Raw genomic sequence first — 21,530 nt, forward strand, 5'->3', positions numbered from 1 at the left:
CGGGTGGGTTCGCCCACCCGAACAGATGATCGCTACCCTGGACGACGACGCGGGGGCAGATTCCGCCGCGTCTGGCTGAGACAGCGAGCTGCGAGTGACTGGCAACAGTGCGTGTGCGTGCCAGGTGTGCGCGGCTTGACATGCGCGAGCAGCACCGCCCGCCCTTGGAGACGGCGACGGCGGAGCTGTGTTCGGACCTGACTGTTGCGATCGCCGCGTGCAGTGGACGTCGGTGCAGGGCCGTGACGCATTCCGGTTCAGCCCTGGCGACCACTACCGAGGAGATCCGCTACACCCATGCCCCAAATCGATCAAGCAGTTTCCGGTGTGCTCCTGACCGGCGACGCGAGCTCCGAGCTGCCCGCCGCCGACGTCAACGGCGAGCAGGCCGTCACCGCCGCCGTCGAGTCCGTCGAATCCGCGCTGGCCGAGCAGGCGTCGGAGACGCCCACCGCTGAGCAGGCCCCCGCTGAGCAGGCCCCCGCTGAGCAGGCCGCAGCCGAGCAGGCTCCGGTCGAGCAGCCCGCCGCCGAGCAGCCCGCCGCCGAGCAGGCTGCCGTCGAGGAGCAGCCCGCCGCCGGGCAGGCCCCCACCGGCTTCGACGCCCTCGCGCTCGACCCGCTGGTCCGCAAGGTCCTCGTCGAGCTCGGCTACGAGACGCCCTCGCCGATCCAGGAGCAGACCATCCCGCCGCTGCTGGAAGGCCGCGACGTGATGGGCCTGGCGCAGACCGGCACCGGCAAGACGGCCGCGTTCGCGCTGCCGATCCTCACCAACCTCGACCTCGACGCGCCCGGCCCGCAGGCCCTGGTGCTGGCCCCGACCCGCGAGCTGGCCATCCAGGTCGCCGAGGCGTTCCAGCGCTACGCCAAGCACCTGCCGGGCTTCAACGTGCTGCCGATCTACGGCGGCCAGAGCTACGGCCCGCAGCTGGCCGGGCTCAAGCGCGGCGCGCACGTCGTCGTCGGCACCCCGGGCCGGCTCATCGACCACCTGGACAAGGGGTCGCTGAACCTGCGCAACCTCAAGCACCTGGTGCTCGACGAGGCCGACGAGATGCTGCGGATGGGCTTCATCGAGGACGTCGAGCGCATCCTGCAGTCGGTGCCGGCGCAGCGGCAGGTCGCGCTGTTCTCCGCGACGATGCCCGGCGCGATCCGCAAGATCAGCCAGTCGTACCTGCGCGAGCCGGTGGAGATCTCGGTCAAGACCAAGACCTCCACGGCCACCAACATCACGCAGAAGTACGTGCCGGTGCGCGGCCCGTACAAGCTGGACGCGCTGACCCGCATCCTCGAAGTGCAGACCTTCGACGCGATGATCGTGTTCGCCCGCACCAAGCAGATCACCGAAGAGCTCGCCGAGAAGCTCAAGGCGCGCGGCTTCAACGCCGCCGCGATCAACGGTGACGTGCCGCAGGCGCAGCGCGAGCGGACCATCGGGCACCTGCGCGAGGGCCGGATCGACATCCTGGTGGCCACCGACGTCGCGGCCCGCGGGCTCGACGTGGAGCGCATCTCGCACGTGCTGAACTACGACATCCCGCACGACAGCGAGTCGTACGTGCACCGCATCGGCCGCACCGGCCGGGCCGGGCGCAGCGGCGAGGCGATCCTGTTCGTCTCCCCGCGCGAGCGGCACATGCTGCGCTCCATCGAGAAGGCCACCCGGCAGTCCATCGAGCAGATGGACCTGCCGAGCGTGGACGACGTGAACGACCAGCGCCTCGCCCGCTTCGCCCAGGGGATCACCGACACCCTGGAGAAGGGCGGTCTGGAGCTGTTCCACAACCTCGTGCAGGAGTACGAGCGCACCCACGACGTGCCCGCGGTGGAGATCGCCGCCGCGCTGGCCGGCATGGTGCAGGGCGACCGCCCGCTGCTGCTCGAACCGGAACCGCAGGACAACCGCCGCGGTCACCGCGACGGCGGCTTCGAGCCCGCCGGTACCGACACCGACACCTACCGGGTCGAGGTCGGCCGCCGGAACCGCGTCACGCCGAGCGCCCTGGTCGGCGCGCTGGCCAACGAGGGCGGCCTGCACAGCAAGCACATCGGGCACATCGACATCCGGGCCGAGCACACGCTCATCGAGCTGCCCGCGAACCTGCCCGAGGACATGCTGCGCAAGCTCAGCAAGACCCAGGTCGCCGGCCGCGGCCTGCGGATCAGCCGGGCCGACGGCGAGGTGCTGGCCCGCCGCGGTCCGCGTCCCGGCCGGGACAAGCCGCGCCCGCACCGCAAGGGCGGCCCGCGGGCACCGCAGCAGGGCGGTCGTCCCGGCGGCGGCTACGGTAAGCGCCCCAGCCGCGACCGCACCTGATGACGAGGGCGGCGCGGTCTCCCGTGGAGGCCGCGCCGCCCGCTCGTCCGCCCCGCGCCCGCCGCTCGGACGCGGGCACCCGCCCGGCGGTCGCCTCCGGCGATTCCGGGTGCGGTTACCCTCGACCCTCAGGTACATCATTCGACTCAGGAGCGGCGAGAACCCGTGTTCGACACCCTTAGCGACCGGCTCACCTCGGTTCTGCAGAACCTGCGCGGCAAGGGCCGGCTCTCGGACGCCGACATCGACGCCACGGCGCGCGAGATCCGCATCGCCCTGCTGGAAGCGGACGTGGCGCTGCCGGTGGTCCGCGCGTTCATCGCGGGTGTCAAGGACCGCGCGAAGGGTGCCGAGGTCTCCGGTGCGCTCAACCCGGCCCAGCAGGTCGTCAAGATCGTCAACGAGGAGCTCGTCGGCATCCTCGGCGGCGAGACCCGCAGGCTGGAGCACGCCAAGAACCCGCCCACGGTGATCCTGCTCGCCGGGCTCCAGGGCTCGGGCAAGACGACCCTGTCCGGGAAGCTCGCCAAGTGGCTCTCCGGCCAGGGGCACACCCCGATGCTGGTGGCCTGCGACCTGCAGCGCCCCAACGCGGTCACCCAGCTCCAGGTCGTCGGCGAACGCGCCGGCGTGCCGGTGTTCGCCCCGGAACCGGGCAACGGCACCGGTGACCCGGTGGACGTGGCGCGGCGCAGCCTCGACGAGGCGAAGCGCGCGCAGCACGACGTGGTCATCGTCGACACCGCGGGCCGCCTCGGCGTGGACGAGGAGATGATGCGCCAGGCTGCGGACATCCGGGACGCCGTCCAGCCGGACGAGGTCCTGTTCGTGGTCGACGCCATGATCGGCCAGGACGCGGTGTCCACCGCGGAGGCCTTCCGGGACGGCGTCGGCTTCTCCGGGGTGGTGCTCACCAAGCTCGACGGCGACGCCCGCGGTGGTGCCGCGCTGTCGGTGCGGCACGTGACCGGCCAGCCGATCATGTTCGCCTCCAACGGGGAGAAGCTGGAGGACTTCGACGTCTTCCACCCGGACCGGATGGCGAGCCGGATCCTGGGCATGGGCGACATGCTCACCCTCATCGAGCAGGCCGAGCAGGCGTTCGACGCCGACCAGGCCGAGCAGGCGGCGCAGAAGCTCGGCTCCGGGCAGCTCACCCTGGAGGACTTCCTGGAGCAGATGCAGGCGGTCCGCCGGATGGGCCCGCTGCAGAACCTGCTGGGCATGCTCCCGGGCGCGAACCAGATGAAGGACCAGCTCGCCAACTTCGACGAGAAGCACCTGGACCGGGTGCAGGCGATCATCCACGGCATGACGCCCGCCGAGCGCTCCGACCCGAAGATCATCAACGCGTCCCGGCGGCAGCGCATCGCCAAGGGTTCCGGCGTCACCGTCAGCGACATCAACGACCTGGTGAACCGCTTCTTCGAGGCCCGCAAGATGATGCAGCAGATGGCCGGCCAGTTCGGCGGCTTCGGCGGCGGGGGCGGCAAGAAGGGCAAGAAGGGCAAGGGCAAGAACCGCAAGGGCAAGGCCAAGGGGCCGACCCCGCCGAAGGGGATGCGCGGCATGCCCGGCGGGTTCCCCGGACTGCCCCCGGGCGGACTCCCCGGCGGGATGCCCGGGGCGGGCCCGGACACGTCCCAGCTGCAGGGCGGGCTCAACGAGCTCCCGGCCGGGTTCGACCCGTCCAAGCTGAACTTCGGCGGCAAGAAGAAGAAATGACCGCGCCGCTGCACCTGCGCGGCGTGCTGCTGCCCGAGGGCGAAGCCGGTGAGCTGTGGATCGGCGACGGCCTGATCAGCCGCACGCCGCTGCCCGGCGCGACCACCGCGTTCGACGGCGGGTACGTGCTGCCCGGGCTCGTCGACGCGCACTGCCACGTCGGCATCGGCCCGAACGGCCCGGTCGACCTGGAGGTCGCCGCGCAGCAGGCCGAGACCGACCGGGACGCGGGCACCCTGCTCATCCGCGACTGCGGCGCGCCGATCGACACCCGGCCGCTGCAGGAACGCGCCGACCTGCCGCGGATCATCCGCGCGGGCAGGCACCTGGCGAAGCCGAAGCGCTACATCCCGTACCTCGCCGACCAGCTGGAGCACGAGTCCCAGCTGCCCGCCGCGGTCGCCGAGCAGGCGGCCTACGGCGACGGCTGGGTGAAGCTCGTCGGCGACTGGATCGACCGCGCCGCCGGGGACCTCACCCCGCTGTGGAGCGAGGACGTGCTGGCCGAGGCGATCGCCGTCGCGCACGCGCACGGCGCCCGCGTCACCGCGCACGTGTTCGGCGAGGACGCGCTGCCCGGCCTGCTCAACGCGGGCATCGACTGCATCGAGCACGGCACCGGACTCACCGACGACACCGTCGAGCTGATGGCCCGGCACGGCACCGCGCTGGTGCCGACGCTGGTGAACGTCGAGAACTTCCCGTCGTTCGCCGCGGCCGCCACGAAGTACCCGGACTACGCGAGCCACATGAGCGCGCTCTACGAGCGCGGCGACGCGACCGTGGCCAAGGCGGTCGAGGCGGGCGTCCCGGTGTACGCGGGTACCGACGCGGGCGGTGGCATCGAGCACGGCGTGCTCGTCGACGAGATCCGCGCGCTGCACCGCATCGGCATGTCCGCCGAGCAGGCGCTGGGCGCCGCTTCCTGGGCCGCCCGCGAATGGCTCGGCCACGGCGGCCTGGAGCACGGCGCGGTGGCCGACCTGGTCTGCTACGACACCGATCCGCGCGCGGACCTGGGCGCCCTGCGCCATCCCAGCCGCATCGTGCTGCGAGGCGCCGTCGTCACCTGATCGACGGTCCACCGCGTCCGAAAGCGGATGTGGGGCGGTGAAAGACGAAGGTAATCTGGCGATTCCGCCGGCACCTCGGCGTGCTGGAGAGAACCCACGGCCGAGCGGCGGGATACCCGGGCGAGCGCGTCCCGGAACGCCGCTCGCTCGAGACGGAGGCGCCCGTGCAGGTACCGCAGCCCGAGCCCGCCGAAGGCGCTTCCGCCGCGGACGGGGGGACCGGAACGGCCACCAAGATCCCCACCCCGTCGGCCGAACGCGACCACCGCTGGGGCTTCGGCGCGTTCTTCCTGGCGGAGGCCGTGTTCATCCTCGCCTCGGTGACGCTGGCGGCGCTGTTCGGGAACCCGCGCGAGAGCGCGTGGTTCTCGACCGCTCTGGTGTGCATGCTGATGCTGCCGACGCTGGTCTCCGCGGCCGTCGCCGTGGTCATCACCCTGGTGCGCGGCAACGGCCCGCGGCTGGACTTCGGGCTGCACTGGCGCTGGGAGGACGTCAAGACCGGCTTCGGCATCGGCCTGATCGGGCTGCTCAGCACCACCGTCGCCTCGATGGTCTGGATCAACTGGGTGGGGCCGGAGAACGCGACCTCCACGGTCAGCAGCCTGCTCGACGGGGTGCAGCTGTCCCCGTCGCTGGCGGTGCTGATCTTCCTGCACGTGTGGCTGATCGCCCCGGTGTGCGAGGAGGTCCTCTACCGCGGACTGCTGTGGGGCGCCATGGAACGGCTGCGCTGGAGCCGGATCAGCGCGTTCGTGCTCAGCACCGCCGTGTTCGCCATCGGGCACCTGGAACCGGAGCGCACCTGGCTGCTGCTCATCATCGCGATCCCGATCGGGGTGGCGCGGATGCGCACCGGCAGGCTCACCGCGAGCGTGGTCGCCCACCAGGTGAACAACTTCCTGCCCGCGCTGGGCCTGCTGCTGATCTCCCTCGGGGTCGTCCCGGCGTCCTGAGCGGGACCTGCTGCGGGGCGCGACCGGCCATCTGGCAGAATAGGCGCCTGTTCGCTGCGAGTCGGTCCCTCTCACCGTCCGCGGCCATCGACGTATGAGCCATCCACTCCGTATTTCCCCACACGGCTTGGTTCGCTCACCCGAGCACGAACGAGAGTCTGAGGAGCACCAGCACCCGTGGCTGTGAAGATCAAGCTGGCCCGCATCGGTAAGATCCGGGAGCCGCACTACCGCATCGTCGTCGCCGACTCGCGCACCCGTCGCAACGGCCGGGCGATCGAGACCATCGGTCAGTACCACCCGATGGAGAACCCGAGCCGCATCATCGTCGACTCCGAGCGCGCGCAGCACTGGCTGAGCGTCGGTGCGCAGCCGACCGAGCCGGTTCAGGCCATCCTCGAGGTCACCGGTGACTGGCAGAAGCACAAGGGCCTGCCGGGCGCCGAGGGCACCCTGAAGGTCGCCGAGCCGAAGCAGAGCAAGGAAGAGCTGTTCGCCGCTGCTCTCGCCGCTGCCGGTGAGGACACCGTCGCCGAGGCCACCACGCCCAAGAAGAAGGGCGGCAAGAAGGCCGAGGCGGAGGCCGCTGAGGAGCAGAAGTCCGAGGACGGCCAGGCGTGACGGTCCTCGCGGACGCGCTCGAACACCTGGTGCGCGGCATCGTCGACAACCCCGACGACGTCCGCGTCCAACTCCTCACCACCCGGCGGGGCCGCACCCTGGAAGTCCACGTGAACCCGGACGACCTGGGCAAGGTCATCGGCCGTGGTGGCCGCACGGCGACCTCGCTGCGCACCGTGATCTCCGGGATCGGCGGGCGCGGCATCCGGGTCGACGTGGTCGACACAGATCGATGAGGACGGCATGACCGGTCCGGAGCTGGCCGTGGGCAGAGTCGTGAAGACGCACGGCGTGCGCGGCGAAGTCGTCGTCGACGTGCGCACCGACAGCCCTGAACTGCGGTTCGCGCCGGGCGCGGTGCTCGGCGTCCAGCGGCGCGGCAAGCCCGGACCGGACACGCTCACCGTGACAGCCGCCCGGCCCCACGCCGGGCGGCTGCTGGTGCGCTTCGAGTCGGTGGACGCCATGGACGAGGCCGAGCGGCTGCGCGGTTTCACGCTGACCGTGCGCACCGACGAGCTCGCGCCCACCGACGACCCGGACGAGTTCCACGACCACCAGCTGGAAGGTCTGCGAGTGGTGCTGCCGACCGGCGACGAGGTCGGCGTGGTGCGCGAAGTGCTGCACACGCCCGGCGGCGAACTGCTGTCGGTGCGCACCGCGGACGACGTGGAACGGCTCGTCCCGTTCGTCGCCGCGATCGTGCCCGAGGTGGACCTCGCGGCCGGGCGCGTCCTCGTCGATCCGCCCGAGGGCCTGCTCGGCGACGGCTGACGCGTCGCCCCTCTTCCCGGCTCCGCGCCGGAACTCCCCGCTCGAAGGAACACCCGTTGCGCATCGACGTCGTCACGATCTTCCCCGAATACCTGGCTCCGCTGCGCGCCGCGCTGCTGGGCAAGGCGATCGAGCGGGAGAAGATCTCCGTCGGCGTGCACGACCTGCGCGACTGGACCCACGACGTCCACCGCGCGGTGGACGACAGCCCGTACGGCGGCGGCCCGGGCATGGTGATGAAGCCCGACGTGTGGGGCGAGGCCCTCGACGAGGTGTGCGGTTCCGGTCCGCAGCCGCCCCGGCTGATCGTGCCCACCCCGGCCGGTCGGCCGTTCACCCAGCGCACCGCCGTCCGCTGGTCGGCGGAACCGTGGCTGGTGTTCGCCTGCGGCCGCTACGAGGGGATCGACCAGCGGGTGGTCGACGAGGCCGCGTCGCGGATGCCCGTGGAGGAGGTCTCCATCGGCGACTACGTGCTCGTCGGCGGCGAGGTCGCCACCCTGACCATGGTCGAGGCCGTGGCGCGGCTGCTGCCGGGCGTGCTGGGCAACCCGGCCTCCGCGGAGCAGGACTCGTTCTCCGACGGCCTCCTCGAAGGTCCCAGCTACACCCGGCCGGAGGTGTGGCGGGAGCGGCCCGTCCCGGACGTGCTGCGCTCCGGGAACCACGCCGCCATCGCCCGCTGGCGCCGGGACCGGGCGCTGGACCGGACCTACCGCCGGCGTCCCGACCTGCTGGAGCGGTTGCCCGCCGAGGCGCTGGACAAGAAGGACCGCGCCCGGCTGGACGCGCTGCGCGCCGAGGACGGGGCGGACGCCCCGGACTGACCGCGCCGGCGCTCCCGGGTGCCGTTGTCCGGGGTCGGTTGCGGCGCCTGCCTGCGCGTCTGGCACACTTGACGGGTTGCCGAAGCCGGATTCGATCCGGCGCGCACATCGCAAGCCAACCCCGTGTCAGGCGGCGGCCGCGGTTCAGTCCGGGCCACGATCCGCGAATGCACGGGTGCCTACGACACGGATGAGGACGGACCACCGATGAACACCCTGGACGCTCTGGACGCCCAGTCGCTGCGTTCCGACATTCCGGCCTTCCGGCCTGGCGACACGCTGAAGGTCTACGTCCGCGTCATCGAGGGTTCGCGCGAGCGGAACCAGGTCTTCCAGGGCGTCGTGATCCGCCGCCAGGGCGCGGGCGTCCGCGAGACCTTCACCGTCCGCAAGATCTCCTTCGGTGTCGGCGTGGAGCGCACCTTCCCGGTGCACACCCCCAACATCTCCAAGATCGAGGTCGCCACCCGCGGCCAGGTGCGTCGCGCGAAGCTGTACTACCTGCGCGAGCTCCGCGGCAAGGCCGCCAAGATCAAGGAGAAGCGGGAGCCGATCGGCGCTTCCTGACGCGGAACTCCCGCCATCGGCGGGTGACTTCGGACGACCCGGGTGCCTCGTGCACCCGGGTCGTCCTTTTTGTTGCCCTGCAGGCGATTCCCTTGATCCACGATCAGGTGAACGAGCCGGTGGGTCGTGGCGCATCACACCCCGGCTCCGTTCGCGCCGGCCCGGCACCGACCGCTCGCGGCGGGGGAATCCGCACGTCACGGCCGGGATGCGCGCGGCGGCCGCGCGTGCGGGCGGGCAGGGGGACTCCGCCGGGGCGCTCCGCGGTTCCAGTAGCCTGGCCGCGTGGCCGACGTCATGCGCTCTACCGGACCAGAAGAAGAGCCTCGCGAAGGCGCGGCTGCCGAACACGCCGAAGGGGGAGGCCGCCGCTCGCGGGGCGGTCGTTCGCGCGAGCGGAAGGGATCGTTCTGGCGGGAGCTGCCGATCCTGGTCGTGACCGCGCTGGTGCTGACGATCCTGATCCAGGCATTCCTGGCCCGGGTCTACGTGATCCCCTCCCAGTCGATGGAGCAGACGCTGCACGGCTGCGACGGCTGCCAGAACGACCGGGTGCTGGTGGACAAGATCTCCTACCGGTTCACCGACCCCGATCCGGGCGACGTCGTGGTCTTCCGCGGCCCGGAGACGTGGGGCCAGAACGACTTCACGGTCGAGGAGCCCTCGAACCCGGTGGTCGGCTTCATGCAGAGCGCCATGTCGCTGGTCGGCTTCGGCTCGCCCGACGAGAAAGACTTCGTCAAGCGGGTCATCGCTACCGGCGGGCAGACCGTCGAGTGCTGCGACGACCAGAACCGCATGCTGGTGGACGGCAAGCCGCTCAACGAGCCCTACATCTACTGGGAGCCGGGCCGCGGCAACGTGCAGAAGGAGTTCTCGCCGGTCACCGTTCCCCAGGGCTACCTGTGGGTGCAGGGCGACAACCGCAACGACTCCAGCGACTCCCGCATCCAGGGCGGTGGCGGCGTCAACGGTGCGGTGCCGGTGGACAACGTGATCGGCAAGGCCCAGGTGATCGTGCTGCCGCCGCAGCGCTGGCAGAGCATCGAGGAGACCGACCCGCAGGCCGACGCGCTCGGCGCGCCCGCCTGGCAGGCGGGGCTTCCCGCGGGGATCGGCTTCGCCGCCGCCTTCCCCGTGCTGTGGGTGGGGCGCAAGTTCTCCGCCGCAGTCCGGCAGCGCCGCCAGGAGCGGCACTGACGGTGGGTGCACGGCTCGCGGTCGCCGGGGCGGGGTGGCGCCCGCCGCGGCCGGTGATCCGCCGCAGCAGCGGGAACTGGGCACTGCAGAGCGCCGTGGACCGCAGCGGTCTGGGGCCGGTCGCCGGGGTCGACGAAGCGGGTCGCGGTGCCTGCGCGGGTCCGCTCGTGGTCGCGTCCTGCGTCCTCCGCCCGGGGGACGCGCGGCGGTTCGAAGGGCTCACCGACTCGAAGGTGCTGACCGAGGCCGAGCGGGAGCGGCTCCACGAGGTGATCCTGCGACGCGCGGAAGCGCACTCGACGGTGGTCATCGACGCGGAGGACGTGGACGCGCTCGGCATCCACGTGGCGAACCTGGAGGGCATGCGCCGCGCGGTGGCGCGGCTGCCGGTGCACCCCGGGTACGTGCTCACCGACGGCTTCACGGTGCAAGGCCTGGGGGCGCCGAGCGTCGCGGTGCTCAAGGGGGACCTGGTCGCCGCGTGCGTGGCGGCCGCCTCGGTGCTGGCGAAGGTCACCCGGGACCACATCATGCGCGACCTGCACGAACGGTGGCCGAGGTACGGGTTCGCCGCGCACAAGGGCTACTGCACCGCGGACCACACCGCGAGCATGCGCGCGCACGGGCCGTGCGCGGAGCACCGCTGGTCCTACTCGAACGTGGTCGCCGCGGCGCGGTTGCACGGGATGCGTTCGCCGCGCGCGATCATCAGCAAACCCGGTCTGTTCGATGCTTCTGAGGGGGAAGTGGTGGACAATGGGAGAACGTAGGACGAACGACGGGGAAGGGCTCGCACTGCGATGAGCGCCGAGGATCTCGAAAAGTACGAGACCGAGATGGAGCTTCAGCTCTACAAGGAGTACCGCGACATCGTCGGGCAGTTCACCTATGTCGTGGAGACCGAACGGCGCTTCTACCTGGCCAACGCGGTGGACGTGCAGGTCCGGAACTCCGATTCCGAGGTCTACTTCGAGGTGTCCATGTCGGATGCGTGGGTGTGGGACATGTACCGGCCCGCGCGGTTCGTGAAGAACGTCCGGGTGATCACGTTCAAGGACGTCAACGTGGAGGAGCTGGACAAGCCGGACCTCCGGTTGCCGGAGAACGGGCCGTTCGGCGGGAGCTGAGCGGCAGCGGGCGGAGGGGCGCCCGGAACGGATGTCGGTGGAACGGGTGATCACCTGCGGGTGGTCACCCGTTCTGCGTTTCCCGGACGGGTGCCTGTAGCCCGTTCCCGCTCGAGTTGTCCACAGGTCGTCGATCCATCCACAGATTTCCCATTCGGGTCTGGTGGGTGCGATCCGGCCGGGGCAGTTTGGAATGGAGCCCGGAGATCCGCTCCGGGATTCCACTCCAGCCCGGGAGGACATCATGGCGGTGCGAACGCTCGACTACCGGCCGTTGCGCGGCGCGCTCTCCGACTTCTCCGAACGCGGAACGCACGCGTTGGGGCGAGCGGGCGAACGGCTCGCGGCCGAACACCTGGAGCGGCTCGGTGTTTCGGTGCTCGCGCGGAACTGGCGGACCGCGCGGGGCGAGCTCGACATCATCGGCACCGACGGCGACCTCGTGGTGTTCTGCGAGGTCAAGACCCGCTCCGGCATCGACTACGGGGCGCCGCTGAACGCGATCGGGCCGAACAAGATCCGCCGGCTGCGGGAGCTGGCGCGGGCGTGGCTCGCGGAGCGGCGGCTCGTCGGCTGCTGGGTGCGGTTCGACGTCATCTCCATCCTGTGGCCGCCGAAGGGCCCGATCACCCTCGACCACCTGCCGGGGGTGTTCTGAATGGCGCTGCGGCGGACCTGGGCGGTCGCGCTGTTCGGCGTGGACGGCCGGCTGGTCGAGATCGAAGCGGACGTACGCCGGGGCGGGCTGCCGAACGTGCAGCTGCTCGGACTGCCGGACACGGCGCTGCAGGAGGCGAAGAACCGGGTGCGTGCCGCGGTGCAGAACTCCCGGGAGGACTGGCCGCAGAGCTGCGTGACGCTGGCGCTCTCCCCGGCCGCGCTGCCGAAGGCGGGGACCTCGTACGACCTGGCCCTGGCCTGCGCGGTCCTGGCCGGGGCCGAACAGGTTCCCCCGCGGTTGCTGGAGGGAACGGTGCTGTTCGGCGAACTGGCGCTGGACGGCCGGATCCGATCGGTGCGGGGGCTGCTGCCCGCGCTGCTGGCGGCCCGGCGGGAAGGCGTGCGGCGGGCCGTCGTGCCGGTGGAGGGCCTGGCCGAAGGGCAGCTGGTGGACGGGCTGGAGGTGCTCGGCGCGCACGACCTCGGTGAGGTCATCGGCTGGCTGCGCGGCCAGGCGGAACTCGCGGACCGCCCTGCCGAGCCGACCGCTGGGCAGGCCGTCGAGGCGGAAGACCTGGTGGACGTGCTGGGGCAGCCGGAGGCGCGGTGGGCGCTGGAGGTGGCCGCGGCGGGCGGGCACCACCTGCTGCTGGTCGGGCCACCGGGCACCGGCAAGACGATGCTGGCGCGGCGGTTGGGCGGTCTGCTGCCGGACCTGACCCGGCAGGAGGCGCTGGAGGTCACCGCGATCCACTCGGTCGCCGGTGAGCTCCGCGGTGGGGCTCCGCTGGTGTCGGCGCCGCCGTTCGTGGCGCCGCACCACTCGACTTCGGTGCCCGGGCTGATCGGCGGCGGATCGGGACTCGCGCGACCCGGAGCGGTCAGCAGGGCGCACCGCGGCACGCTGTTCTTGGACGAGGCCTGCGAGTTCGGGCCGCAGCGGCTCGAAGCGCTGCGCACCGCGCTGGAAGAGGGCGAGGTCCGGTTGTCCCGGCGGGACGGCACGCTGCGGTACCCGGCGCGGTTCCAGCTCGTGCTGGCCACGAACCCGTGCCCGTGCGCTCCGGCGCGCGATGCCGACTGCCACTGCGCGCCGCAGGCCAGGCGACGCTACTTCGGCAAGCTCTCCGGGCCGTTGCTGGACCGGGTCGACCTGCGGGTGGACATGCGTCCGGTCACCGCGATGACCATGCGCGGCGGCGAGCCGCCGGAGTCGTCCGAGGTGGTCCGGGCGAGGGTGGCCCGGGCGCGAGAAGTCGCCGCCGAGCGGTGGTCGGAGCGCGGGTGGCGGACCAACGGCGAGGTTCCGGGTCCGGTGCTGCGCCGCGAGTTCGGCCTGCCTGGGAAGGTGACCGCGCTGCTGGACCGCGGGCTGGACGCGGGCGCGGTGACCGCGCGCGGCGCCGACCGCTGCCTGCGGGTGGCGTGGACGCTGGCCGATCTGGACGGGCGGGAGCGGCCCGAGGCCGAGCACGTGGCCGCGGCGCTGGCCTTCCGGGAACGGAGGCCGGCGTGAACGCCCCGGTGCAAGTGGTGCGGACAGTGCTGAACGGATGGGCATCGTGCGAGGCCTCCGCGCACGTGGCGGCGTCCCGTGGAGAGCGGGGTGCGCGATGACCGGCACGGCGCGGGACGAGCGGCTCCGCGCGGCCCGCGCGTACCTCGCGGCGGTGGCGGAACCGCCGGCTCCGGCGCTCGCCGGGTGCGTCGCCGAGCACGGGCCCGTCCGGGTCGCCGAACTGGTCCACCGCGGTGTCGCTCCGGCGGCGGTGGCCGACGAGGTGGAGGCCCGCCGGGAACACGTCTCGGGGGCCGGGCTCCTGGCCGCCACCCGGAGCAGCGGAGCCCGGCTGCTGGTCCCGGAGGACCCGGACTGGCCTGCGGAGCGGTTCGCGCTGCTGGCCGGGGCGGCCGAAGTCGGGGTGCCGGGCCTGGCCGCGCCGCTGGCGCTGTGGGTGCGGGGCCGGGCGGAACTCGGCCCGGCGTTGGGGTCCTCGGTGGCCGTGGTCGGAGCCCGAGCGGCGACCGGGTACGGCGAACACCTGGCGGCGGAGTTGGGCCACGGCCTCGCCGCGTCCGGGGTCGCGGTGGTCTCCGGCGCGGCCTACGGGATCGACGGGGCGGCGCACCGGGGCGCGTTGGCGGCGGGCGGTACCACCGTCGCCTTCCTGGCCTGCGGCATCGACGTCGACTACCCGGCCGGGCACGGGCGGCTGCTGCGGGCGATCGCGGCGCAGGGGCTGGTGGCGACCGAGTACGCCCCGGGAACGACGCCTCGGCGGCACCGCTTCCTGGTGCGCAACCGGCTGATCGCCGCGTGCGGGCACGGCACCGTGGTCGTGGAGGCGGGCGCGCGCAGCGGTGCGGGCAACACCGCCAACACCACTGATGCGCTGGGGTTGCCGCTGATGGCGGTGCCGGGTCCGGTCACCTCGGCGAGCTCGGTGGGGTGCCACGACATGGTCCGGGCGGGAAAGGCGGTGCTGGTGACCTCGACGGCCCAGGTGCTCGAAATGATCAATCCGCTGGGTGCGGCGCCACCGGTGGATCCGGTGGCCGCGGACCGTCCCACCGACGCGCTGGAACCACGGGCACGCCGGTTGCACGATGCGATCGTTGCTTGCAACGGCGCCGATTCCGGGCGGCTCGCGCGCGAATGCGGATTGCCGGTGCGCACGGTGCGCGCGCTGCTGCCGGAGCTGGAACTGGCCGGACTGGTCGAGCGGAAGGAGGGCGGCTGGATCGCGGCGGGCGGGTGAACGGCCCGCGACCGGCAGCAAGCGGCGATGGGATCGCGTTCACGGCGTGGCCCCCTTGACCGGGCCCCGTCCAGGGGCGAGCGTTTGCGATATGGAACGCACACGGTCCGGCGCGACCGCGAGAACCGACCTCCGGGCGGCTCGGGCGGCGTTGCCGGCGGAGCTGGGCGGGGCCGCGGACGGGTTCCAGCGGCACCTCGCCGCGGAGCGCGGACTCTCGGAGCACACCGTGCGGGCCTACCTCGGAGACGTGTCCTCGTTGCTGGCCGACGTCGCCGCGCACGCGGGACCCGGCGCCGGTCTGCACGCGGTGACCCTGCCCGCGCTGCGCTCCTGGCTCGCCGGGCAGCACGCCCAGGGCATCAGCCGGGCGACGCTGGCTCGCCGGGCGGCGTCGGTGCGGACCTTCACCGCCTGGGCGCACCGCACCGGCCTGCTCGCCGCCGACCCGGGACCGCGGCTGGCCGCGCCCGGCAAGCACCGCTCGCTGCCCGCGGTGCTGCGCGCCGACCAGGCCGATTCCGCGATGGCGGCTTCCGCCTCGGGCGCGGAGCAGGGCGACCCGGTCGCGCTGCGCGACCACGCGCTGCTGGAACTGCTCTACGCGACCGGCGTCAGAGTCGCGGAGCTGTGCGGTCTCGATCTCGATGACATCGATCGCGAGCGCAGGCTGCTGAGGGTGCTGGGCAAGGGCAAGCGGGAACGGGCGGTGCCGTTCGGCGCACCGGCCGATGCGGCACTGGAACGGTGGCTGTCGGCGGGACGGCCCGCGCTGCGCACCGACCGGTCCGGGCCCGCGGTCTTCCTCGGCGCGCGCGGCGGCAGGCTGGACCAGCGCATGGCCCGCCGGGTCGTGCACGACGCGGTGCAGGCCGTGCCGGGCGCGGCCGACCTCGGGCCGCACGGCCTGCGGCATTCGGCTGCGACCCATCTGCTCGAAGGAGGAGCAGACCTCCGTAGCGTTCAGGAGTTGCTTGGTCACGCTACGCTCGCAACGACCCAGCTTTACACCCACGTGACCGTCGACCGGCTGAAGGCGATTCATGACCGAACCCACCCCCGTTCCTGACGACGCCGGGGGCGGTGCCCGCACCGTGGCCACGGAAGCGACATCGAGATCGACGTCGTCGAGGGCGAACCTCCCCGGCGAGCCGACCCCGCAGCGCAGCCGAAACGGCCGTGGCACGAGCTCCGCGACCAACGGCGCGAAGGTCAACGGCAGCCGGCAGCCCGAGGGCGCGGCCGCTTCCGAGCGGGCCGCCGCGCAGCCGGAGCGCGCCACCCGATCCAGGGGCGACCAAGAGGCTGACGCGGCGAAGCCCCCGGTCTCCGCGCGCCTGCCGTACCTGGTGCCGGACGACCAGCGCAGCGCCGACGAGGTCGAGGCCGGCATCGTCGCGCTGTGGCAGGCCTTCGGCGAACACCGCGACCAGGGGCTGCGGGACCGCTTGGTGCTGCACTACGCGCCGCTGGTCAAGTACGTCGCGGGCCGGGTCGGTACCGGGCTGCCCTCCCACGTCGAGGTTTCCGACCTGGTGCAGTCCGGAATATTCGGCCTGGTCGACGCGATCGAGAAGTTCGAGCCGGAACGCGGCCTGAAGTTCGAGACTTACGCGATGCAGCGGATCCGGGGCGCCATCCTGGACGACCTGCGCGCGCAGGACTGGGTGCCGCGTTCGGTCCGCAGCCGGGCCCGCGACCTCGAACGGGCGTTGGAACGGCTCGAAGCGAAGCTGCAGCGGCACGCCACCGACGTCGAGCTGGCCGACGAACTCGACGTGTCCGCCGACGAGCTGCGCGAGCTGTTCGCGCAGCTGCAGATGACCAGCGTCGTCGCCCTCGACGACCTGATCAGCGTCGGCTGGGGTGGCACCGCCTCGCTGGCCGAGACGCTGCCCGACGACCGCGCCGAGGACCCGGTGGCCGCCCTGGTGGATCGGGACAGCCGCAGGCAGCTCGCCGAGGCGGTGGAGCGGCTCAGCGACCGCGACCGGGTCGTGGTGACGCTCTACTACTTCGAGAACCTGACCCTCGCCGAGATAGGCAAGGTCCTCGGCGTGACCGAGTCCCGGGTCTGCCAGCTGCACACCCGCGCGGTCCTGCGGCTGCGGAGCAAGCTCACCGAACCGCAGGGCTGAGCTCGGCGGACGGGCGCGGTTCGCCGGACCACGGCAGCAACCGGACCGCGCCGCCGCCGAGCAGGAGCATCGGGTCCTGGTAGCGCTCGCCCCGGCGAGCACCCCAGTGCAGGCAGGCCGCGCCCGAACAACCGGGATGGCCGGGTTCGAGCAGGCCGAGCGGCGTGCCAGCACCGACCCGGTCACCGCGCTCGACCGAGGCGCGGACCGGTTCGTAGGTGGTGCGCAACCCGCCCGCGTGCTCGACCGACACCAGCGGCCGGCCCGCGACGAGTCCGGCGAAGCGCACCACGCCGGGGCCGGCGGCGAGCACCACCGCCCCGGGTGTCCCGGGCAGGTCCACGCCGCGGTGGCCGGGGCCGTAGGCGGTGGTCGGCGCCTGGAACGGCCGCGACACCGTCGAACCGGGCAGCGGCAGGCGGAAGCCGTGGCCACCGGTGGGCGCCGCGGATCGCTCGGCCGTGGCCCCCTCCATCCCGAGCCCGGCCGTGGCGGTCCTGGGCGTCGAGGCGGAGACCGGCGCGGCCCCGGGCAGCACCGCGACCGGCAGCAGCGCGACCGACAGCACCGCGACCGGCAGCAGCGCCGACAGCGCCAGCGCGGCGATCGGCCCGAGCGGGGACCCGCTTGGCGGTCGGGGTGGTGACGGGCGGTGGCCGGGCCGCCCACCAGCGCGGGAGCCGGGTGTGCGGGGGAGCGGGAGCATGGTTCCACCGTGGCCCGCGCTGCCCGCCGCCGACAGGGGTGATCCGGGAATCTGTGGATGGACCGGCGCCCTGTGGACAACTCGTGACCGCGCCCGGGGGGTCTTTGCCGGTCGAGTACACTGTGACGGCGGTTTCGTGTGCGCACGATCCGACTTCGCGTGTCCGCGCGTCGCCGCCGGAAACCCGATCCCGGAGCAACGACCGGTTCGGGGAACCGACAACTCCAGCTCTCCCACGACGCCCGACGGCTGTGCCCGGTGGTGTCGATGTCGGCGCCGCACGGCGTCGAGCCGCCCGGCAGGCCCGGACGGGCCGCCACCGAGCGGCGGGGGATGCGGTTCGTCGGTCCGGCGCGGCAGCGGTGCCTCCGAGGTCCCGGCCGTCGAGGCCAGGGCGGGGGCATCGAACGCGGGCACCAGGGCGGCAGGTCACCCGGCCCGCCGCGAGAACCGAAACCCGCGCACCGCTCGGCGGTGCGCCCGACACAAGAGGTGCGAACAAGGCCATGGCCGTCGTCACCATGAAGCAGCTGCTCGACAGCGGCGTGCACTTCGGGCACCAGACCCGGCGCTGGAACCCGAAGATGAAGCGCTACATCTTCACCGAGCGCAACGGCATCTACATCATCGACCTGCAGCAGACGCTGTCGTACATCGATGCGGCGTACGACTTCGTCAAGCAGACGGTCGCCCACGGCGGGACGATCCTGTTCGTCGGCACCAAGAAGCAGGCGCAGGAAGCGATCGCGGAGCAGTCGCTGCGCGTCGGCATGCCCTACGTGAACCAGCGCTGGCTGGGCGGCATGCTCACGAACTTCCAGACGGTGCACCGCCGTCTCCAGCGGCTCAAGGAGCTGGAGGCGATGGAGCAGACCGGCGGCTTCGAGGGGCGCACCAAGAAGGAAATCTTGATGCTGACCCGCGAGAAGGACAAGCTGGAGAAGACCCTCGGCGGCATCCGCGACATGTCCAAGATCCCCAGCGCCGTCTGGATCGTGGACACGAAGAAGGAGCACATCGCCGTCGGCGAGGCTCGCAAGCTGAACATCCCGGTCGTCGCGATCCTGGACACCAACTGCGACCCGGACGAGGTCGACTACCCGATCCCGGGCAACGACGACGCGATCCGCTCCGCCGCGCTGCTGACCCGCGTGGTGGCCGACGGTGTCGCCGCCGGTCTGATGGCCCGCAGCGGCCGCGGCAACGGCGTTGCCGAGGGCGAGGAGAAGCCCCAGCCGGCCGGCGAGGAGCCGCTGCCGGAGTGGGAGCAGCAGCTGCTGACCACCGGTTCCGGTGAGGGTGCGGCGAAGGCCGACGAGCCCGCCCAGTCCTGATTCCGACCGTGCCGGTCACCCCAGCGGTGACCGGCACGATCATCGGGTCTCCCGGCCGCACCGCGGCTCGGGGCCCAGCGGCGGCGGGCGTCGAGCACGACCCGCCGCCCATTCGCGTCGCGAGCGGCCGCGGACGCACGTGCTGCCTCCGCTGCCGCCGCTGATCTTCCGCTGTGCACACATTCCGAAAAAGGACGGACCCGCACGATGGCGAACTACACTGCGGCCGACGTCAAGCGTCTCCGTGACCTGACCGGCGCCGGCATGATGGACTGCAAGAAGGCCCTCACCGAGACCGACGGGGACTTCGACAAGGCCGTGGAGGTCCTGCGCATCAAGGGTGCCAAGGACATCGGCAAGCGCGCCGAGCGCTCCGCCGCCGAGGGCCTGGTCGTCGCCGCCGGCGGTGCGATGATCGAGCTGAACAGCGAGACGGACTTCGTCGCCAAGAACGACGAGTTCATCGCGCTGGCGGACAAGGTCGTCGAGGCCGCGAAGGCCGCGAACTCCTCCGACCTGGAGACGGTCAAGGCCGCCCCGCTGGGCGACAAGACCATCGGTGAGGCCGTGCAGGACCTCGCCGTCAAGATCGGCGAGAAGCTGGAGCTGCGCCGCGTCGTCGTCTTCGACGGCCAGGTGACCACCTACCTGCACCGCCGCGCCGCGGACCTCCCGCCGGCCGTGGGCGTGCTGGTCGAGTACACCGGCTCCGACGAGGACGCCGCGCGCAACGCCGCGATGCAGGTGGCGGCCCTGAAGGCCACCTACCTCAGCCGCGACGACGTCCCCGAGGACGTGGTGGCCAACGAGCGCCGCATCGCCGAGGAGACCGCGCGCGCCGAGAACAAGCCGGAGCAGGCCCTCCCGAAGATCATCGAGGGTCGTCTGAACGGCTTCTTCAAGGAGAACGTGCTGCTCGACCAGCCGTCGGTGCAGGACAACAAGAAGACCGTCAAGGCCCTGCTGGACGAGGCAGGCGTGACCGTGACCCGCTTCGCGCGGTTCGAGGTCGGCCAGGCCTGATCCCGCCCGGCGCGGCGGTCCTCCGACCGCCGCGCCGGTTCCGCGTCGCCGCCACCGGACGATCCCGGTGGCGGGGTTCGCGACCCGCACGCCCCGCCTCCGCCCAGTGGGAGGGCGGGGCGTTCGCGCAGCGCAGCACAGGTGGTGCTGCACGATCACCGTGGAACAACGGCCCTCCAGGAGGAACCCAGTGACCGACGACGGCACGTCGGAAGACGGCTACGGGCGTGTGCTGCTCAAGCTGGGCGGTGAGATGTTCGGCGGTGGCGCCGTCGGCGTCGATCCGGACGTGGTGGGAACGGTGGCCAGGCAGATCGCCGAGGTCGTCGCGAGCGGGGTCGAGGTCGCCGTGGTCATCGGCGGCGGGAACTTCTTCCGCGGTGCGGAGCTGCAGCAGCGCGGCATGGAACGCGCCCGCGGCGACTACATGAGCATGCTGGGCACGGTGATGAACTGCCTGGCGCTGCAGGACTTCCTGGAGCGCGAGCACGACATCGACACCCGGGTGATGACGGCGATCGAGATGGGCCAGGTCGCCGAGCCGTACATCCCGCGCCGCGCGAGCAGGCACATGGAGAAGGGCCGCGTGGTCATCTTCGGTGCCGGTACCGGGATGCCGTACTTCTCCACCGACACCGCCGCCGCCCAGCGCGCGCTGGAGATCGGCTGCGAGGTCGTGCTGATGGCGAAGGCCGTCGACGGCGTCTACACCGCGGACCCGAAGACGGACCCGACGGCGGTGCGCTTCGACGCGGTCAGCCACCGCGAGGTGCTGGAGCGGGGCTTGAAGGTCGCCGACGCGACCGCGTTCAGCCTCTGCATGGACAACGCCATGCCGATCCTCGTGTTCAACCTCCTGCAGGAGGGCAACATCGCCCGCGCGGTTCGCGGTGAGAAGATCGGAACCCTGGTCAGCACCCCTGCCGCAGCGCCTGCGTGACGCTGCTGAGATCCTGATCGGGTCCGCTGACGACGCTTCACCGCGTCGCGCGGCGCGCACTGCACGTACATCGGCCGCCACACCTAAGGAGCAACCGTGATCGACGAGGCCCTCCTCGACGGCGAGGAGAAGATGGAGAAGGCGGTGCACGTGGCCAAGGACGACCTGGCCACGGTTCGCACCGGCCGTGCCAACCCGGCGATGTTCTCCGGCATCGTCGTCGACTACTACGGTTCGCCGACGCCGCTGAACCAGCTGGCCAGCGTCAGCGTGCCCGAAGCCCGGCTGGTCGTCATCAAGCCCTACGACTCCAGCCAGCTCGCGGCGATGGAGAAGGCCATCCGGGACTCGGACCTGGGCGTGAACCCGTCGAACGACGGTCAGCTGATCCGGATCGCGATCCCGCAGATGACCGAGGAGCGCCGCAAGGAGATGGTCAAGCTCGCCAAGCACAAGGGCGAGGAAGGCAAGATCACCATCCGCGGCATCCGGCGCAAGGTCAAGGAAGGCATCGACCGCGCGGTCAAGGACGGCGACGCGGGCGAGGACGAGGGCACGCGCGGTGAGAAGGAGCTGGACAACCTCACCCACCGCTTCACGGCCCAGATCGATGAGCTCGTCAAGCACAAGGAAGCAGAGCTCCTCGAAGTTTGAGAGGCTGTCTTGCAACTGTGGTTCGCGGCTGCCGGGCCGCTTTCGCCGGCGGCGCCCGCGTGGGCGTCTGGTCGTTTCCGCTCGTGTCCGCCCGGGGTCAGGCCGCAGGCCGCCCGGGTGCCGG

At 72.1% G+C, this 21,530-nt stretch carries 22 protein-coding genes; 21 read left to right on the forward strand and 1 reads right to left on the reverse strand.

Translation table 11 applies throughout. The features are described 5' to 3' along the window. Positions 1-297: 297 nt before the first annotated feature. The 17 genes from H1226_RS05940 to whiG all read left to right on the forward strand — a co-directional run bounded on the left by H1226_RS05940 (position 298) and on the right by whiG (position 16,749). A complete protein-coding gene (locus H1226_RS05940) occupies positions 298-2,322 on the forward strand; it encodes a DEAD/DEAH box helicase (RefSeq protein ID WP_258347749.1) in 2,025 nt (674 codons plus the stop codon). A gap of 165 nt (positions 2,323-2,487) precedes the next feature. Beyond that, complete coding sequence (ffh, locus tag H1226_RS05945; protein ID WP_258347751.1) at positions 2,488-4,047, forward strand: signal recognition particle protein; 1,560 nt, start codon at positions 2,488-2,490, stop codon at positions 4,045-4,047. Further along, entirely contained in the window at positions 4,044-5,120 is a 1,077-nt protein-coding gene (locus tag H1226_RS05950) for a metal-dependent hydrolase family protein (RefSeq protein WP_258347753.1), read from the forward strand. The genes ffh and H1226_RS05950 overlap by 4 nt, the downstream gene beginning before the upstream one ends. 164 nt (positions 5,121-5,284) lie before the next feature. Continuing rightward, positions 5,285-6,076, forward strand: coding sequence for a CPBP family intramembrane glutamic endopeptidase (locus H1226_RS05955; protein ID WP_309148782.1), 792 nt, complete (start codon positions 5,285-5,287; stop codon positions 6,074-6,076). A 177-nt stretch (positions 6,077-6,253) separates the two neighbouring features. Then, entirely contained in the window at positions 6,254-6,697 is a 444-nt protein-coding gene (gene rpsP, locus H1226_RS05960; protein WP_224959979.1) for a 30S ribosomal protein S16, read from the forward strand. After that, positions 6,694-6,933, forward strand: a complete 240-nt coding sequence (locus tag H1226_RS05965; RefSeq protein WP_184481725.1) for an RNA-binding protein — start codon at positions 6,694-6,696, stop codon at positions 6,931-6,933. The genes rpsP and H1226_RS05965 overlap by 4 nt, the downstream gene beginning before the upstream one ends. A gap of 7 nt (positions 6,934-6,940) precedes the next feature. Continuing rightward, on the forward strand, positions 6,941-7,471 hold the full coding sequence (gene rimM / locus H1226_RS05970) for a ribosome maturation factor RimM (RefSeq protein ID WP_258347755.1): 531 nt from the start codon (positions 6,941-6,943) through the stop codon (positions 7,469-7,471). A gap of 56 nt (positions 7,472-7,527) precedes the next feature. Then, positions 7,528-8,298: a tRNA (guanosine(37)-N1)-methyltransferase TrmD gene (gene trmD / locus H1226_RS05975; RefSeq protein WP_224977872.1), complete on the forward strand. Its 771-nt coding sequence runs from the start codon at positions 7,528-7,530 to the stop codon at positions 8,296-8,298. 207 nt (positions 8,299-8,505) lie between these two features. Beyond that, complete coding sequence (rplS, locus tag H1226_RS05980; protein WP_258347757.1) at positions 8,506-8,865, forward strand: 50S ribosomal protein L19; 360 nt, start codon at positions 8,506-8,508, stop codon at positions 8,863-8,865. Positions 8,866-9,162: 297 nt separating this feature from the next. After that, positions 9,163-10,065 (forward strand): signal peptidase I, encoded by a 903-nt coding sequence (gene lepB / locus H1226_RS05985; RefSeq protein WP_255615700.1) that lies wholly within the window; start codon positions 9,163-9,165, stop codon positions 10,063-10,065. 2 nt (positions 10,066-10,067) lie between these two features. Next, positions 10,068-10,835: a ribonuclease HII gene (locus H1226_RS05990; RefSeq protein WP_258347759.1), complete on the forward strand. Its 768-nt coding sequence runs from the start codon at positions 10,068-10,070 to the stop codon at positions 10,833-10,835. A 30-nt stretch (positions 10,836-10,865) separates the two neighbouring features. After that, positions 10,866-11,192 (forward strand): DUF2469 domain-containing protein, encoded by a 327-nt coding sequence (locus H1226_RS05995; protein ID WP_224959986.1) that lies wholly within the window; start codon positions 10,866-10,868, stop codon positions 11,190-11,192. 244 nt (positions 11,193-11,436) lie between these two features. Beyond that, on the forward strand, positions 11,437-11,850 hold the full coding sequence (locus tag H1226_RS06000; protein WP_258347762.1) for a YraN family protein: 414 nt from the start codon (positions 11,437-11,439) through the stop codon (positions 11,848-11,850). Beyond that, positions 11,851-13,368, forward strand: a complete 1,518-nt coding sequence (locus H1226_RS06005; RefSeq protein WP_258347765.1) for a YifB family Mg chelatase-like AAA ATPase — start codon at positions 11,851-11,853, stop codon at positions 13,366-13,368. A 97-nt stretch (positions 13,369-13,465) separates the two neighbouring features. Continuing rightward, positions 13,466-14,611 carry a DNA-processing protein DprA gene (locus tag H1226_RS06010; RefSeq protein WP_258347766.1) on the forward strand — a complete coding sequence of 382 codons (1,146 nt, stop codon included), beginning with the start codon at positions 13,466-13,468 and terminating at the stop codon, positions 14,609-14,611. A gap of 91 nt (positions 14,612-14,702) precedes the next feature. Then, complete coding sequence (locus tag H1226_RS06015; RefSeq protein ID WP_258347767.1) at positions 14,703-15,680, forward strand: tyrosine recombinase XerC; 978 nt, start codon at positions 14,703-14,705, stop codon at positions 15,678-15,680. Next, positions 15,655-16,749, forward strand: coding sequence for an RNA polymerase sigma factor WhiG (gene whiG, locus H1226_RS06020; protein ID WP_258347770.1), 1,095 nt, complete (start codon positions 15,655-15,657; stop codon positions 16,747-16,749). Before H1226_RS06015 ends, whiG begins: the two co-directional genes overlap by 26 nt. Here the strand turns inward: whiG and H1226_RS06025 are convergent. Next, positions 16,730-17,455: a M23 family metallopeptidase gene (locus tag H1226_RS06025; RefSeq protein WP_258347771.1), complete on the reverse strand. Its 726-nt coding sequence runs from the start codon at positions 17,453-17,455 to the stop codon at positions 16,730-16,732. The two genes, whiG and H1226_RS06025, sit on opposite strands and share 20 nt — an antisense overlap. A gap of 506 nt (positions 17,456-17,961) precedes the next feature. Here H1226_RS06025 and rpsB point away from each other — a divergent pair. The 4 genes from rpsB (at position 17,962) to frr (ending at position 21,406) form a co-directional block, all read left to right on the forward strand. Continuing rightward, a complete protein-coding gene (rpsB, locus tag H1226_RS06030) occupies positions 17,962-18,789 on the forward strand; it encodes a 30S ribosomal protein S2 (protein WP_224960004.1) in 828 nt (275 codons plus the stop codon). Between the two features lie 207 nt (positions 18,790-18,996). Continuing rightward, complete coding sequence (tsf, locus tag H1226_RS06035) at positions 18,997-19,812, forward strand: translation elongation factor Ts (RefSeq protein WP_224960005.1); 816 nt, start codon at positions 18,997-18,999, stop codon at positions 19,810-19,812. A gap of 190 nt (positions 19,813-20,002) precedes the next feature. Beyond that, positions 20,003-20,752, forward strand: a complete 750-nt coding sequence (gene pyrH, locus H1226_RS06040) for a UMP kinase (RefSeq protein ID WP_225044741.1) — start codon at positions 20,003-20,005, stop codon at positions 20,750-20,752. Positions 20,753-20,848: 96 nt separating this feature from the next. Further along, positions 20,849-21,406: a ribosome recycling factor gene (gene frr / locus H1226_RS06045; RefSeq protein ID WP_224960007.1), complete on the forward strand. Its 558-nt coding sequence runs from the start codon at positions 20,849-20,851 to the stop codon at positions 21,404-21,406. Positions 21,407-21,530 lie beyond the last annotated feature (124 nt).

The sequence above is a fragment of the Saccharopolyspora gregorii genome, from assembly GCF_024734405.1.
Lineage (GTDB): Bacteria > Actinomycetota > Actinomycetes > Mycobacteriales > Pseudonocardiaceae > Saccharopolyspora_C > Saccharopolyspora_C gregorii.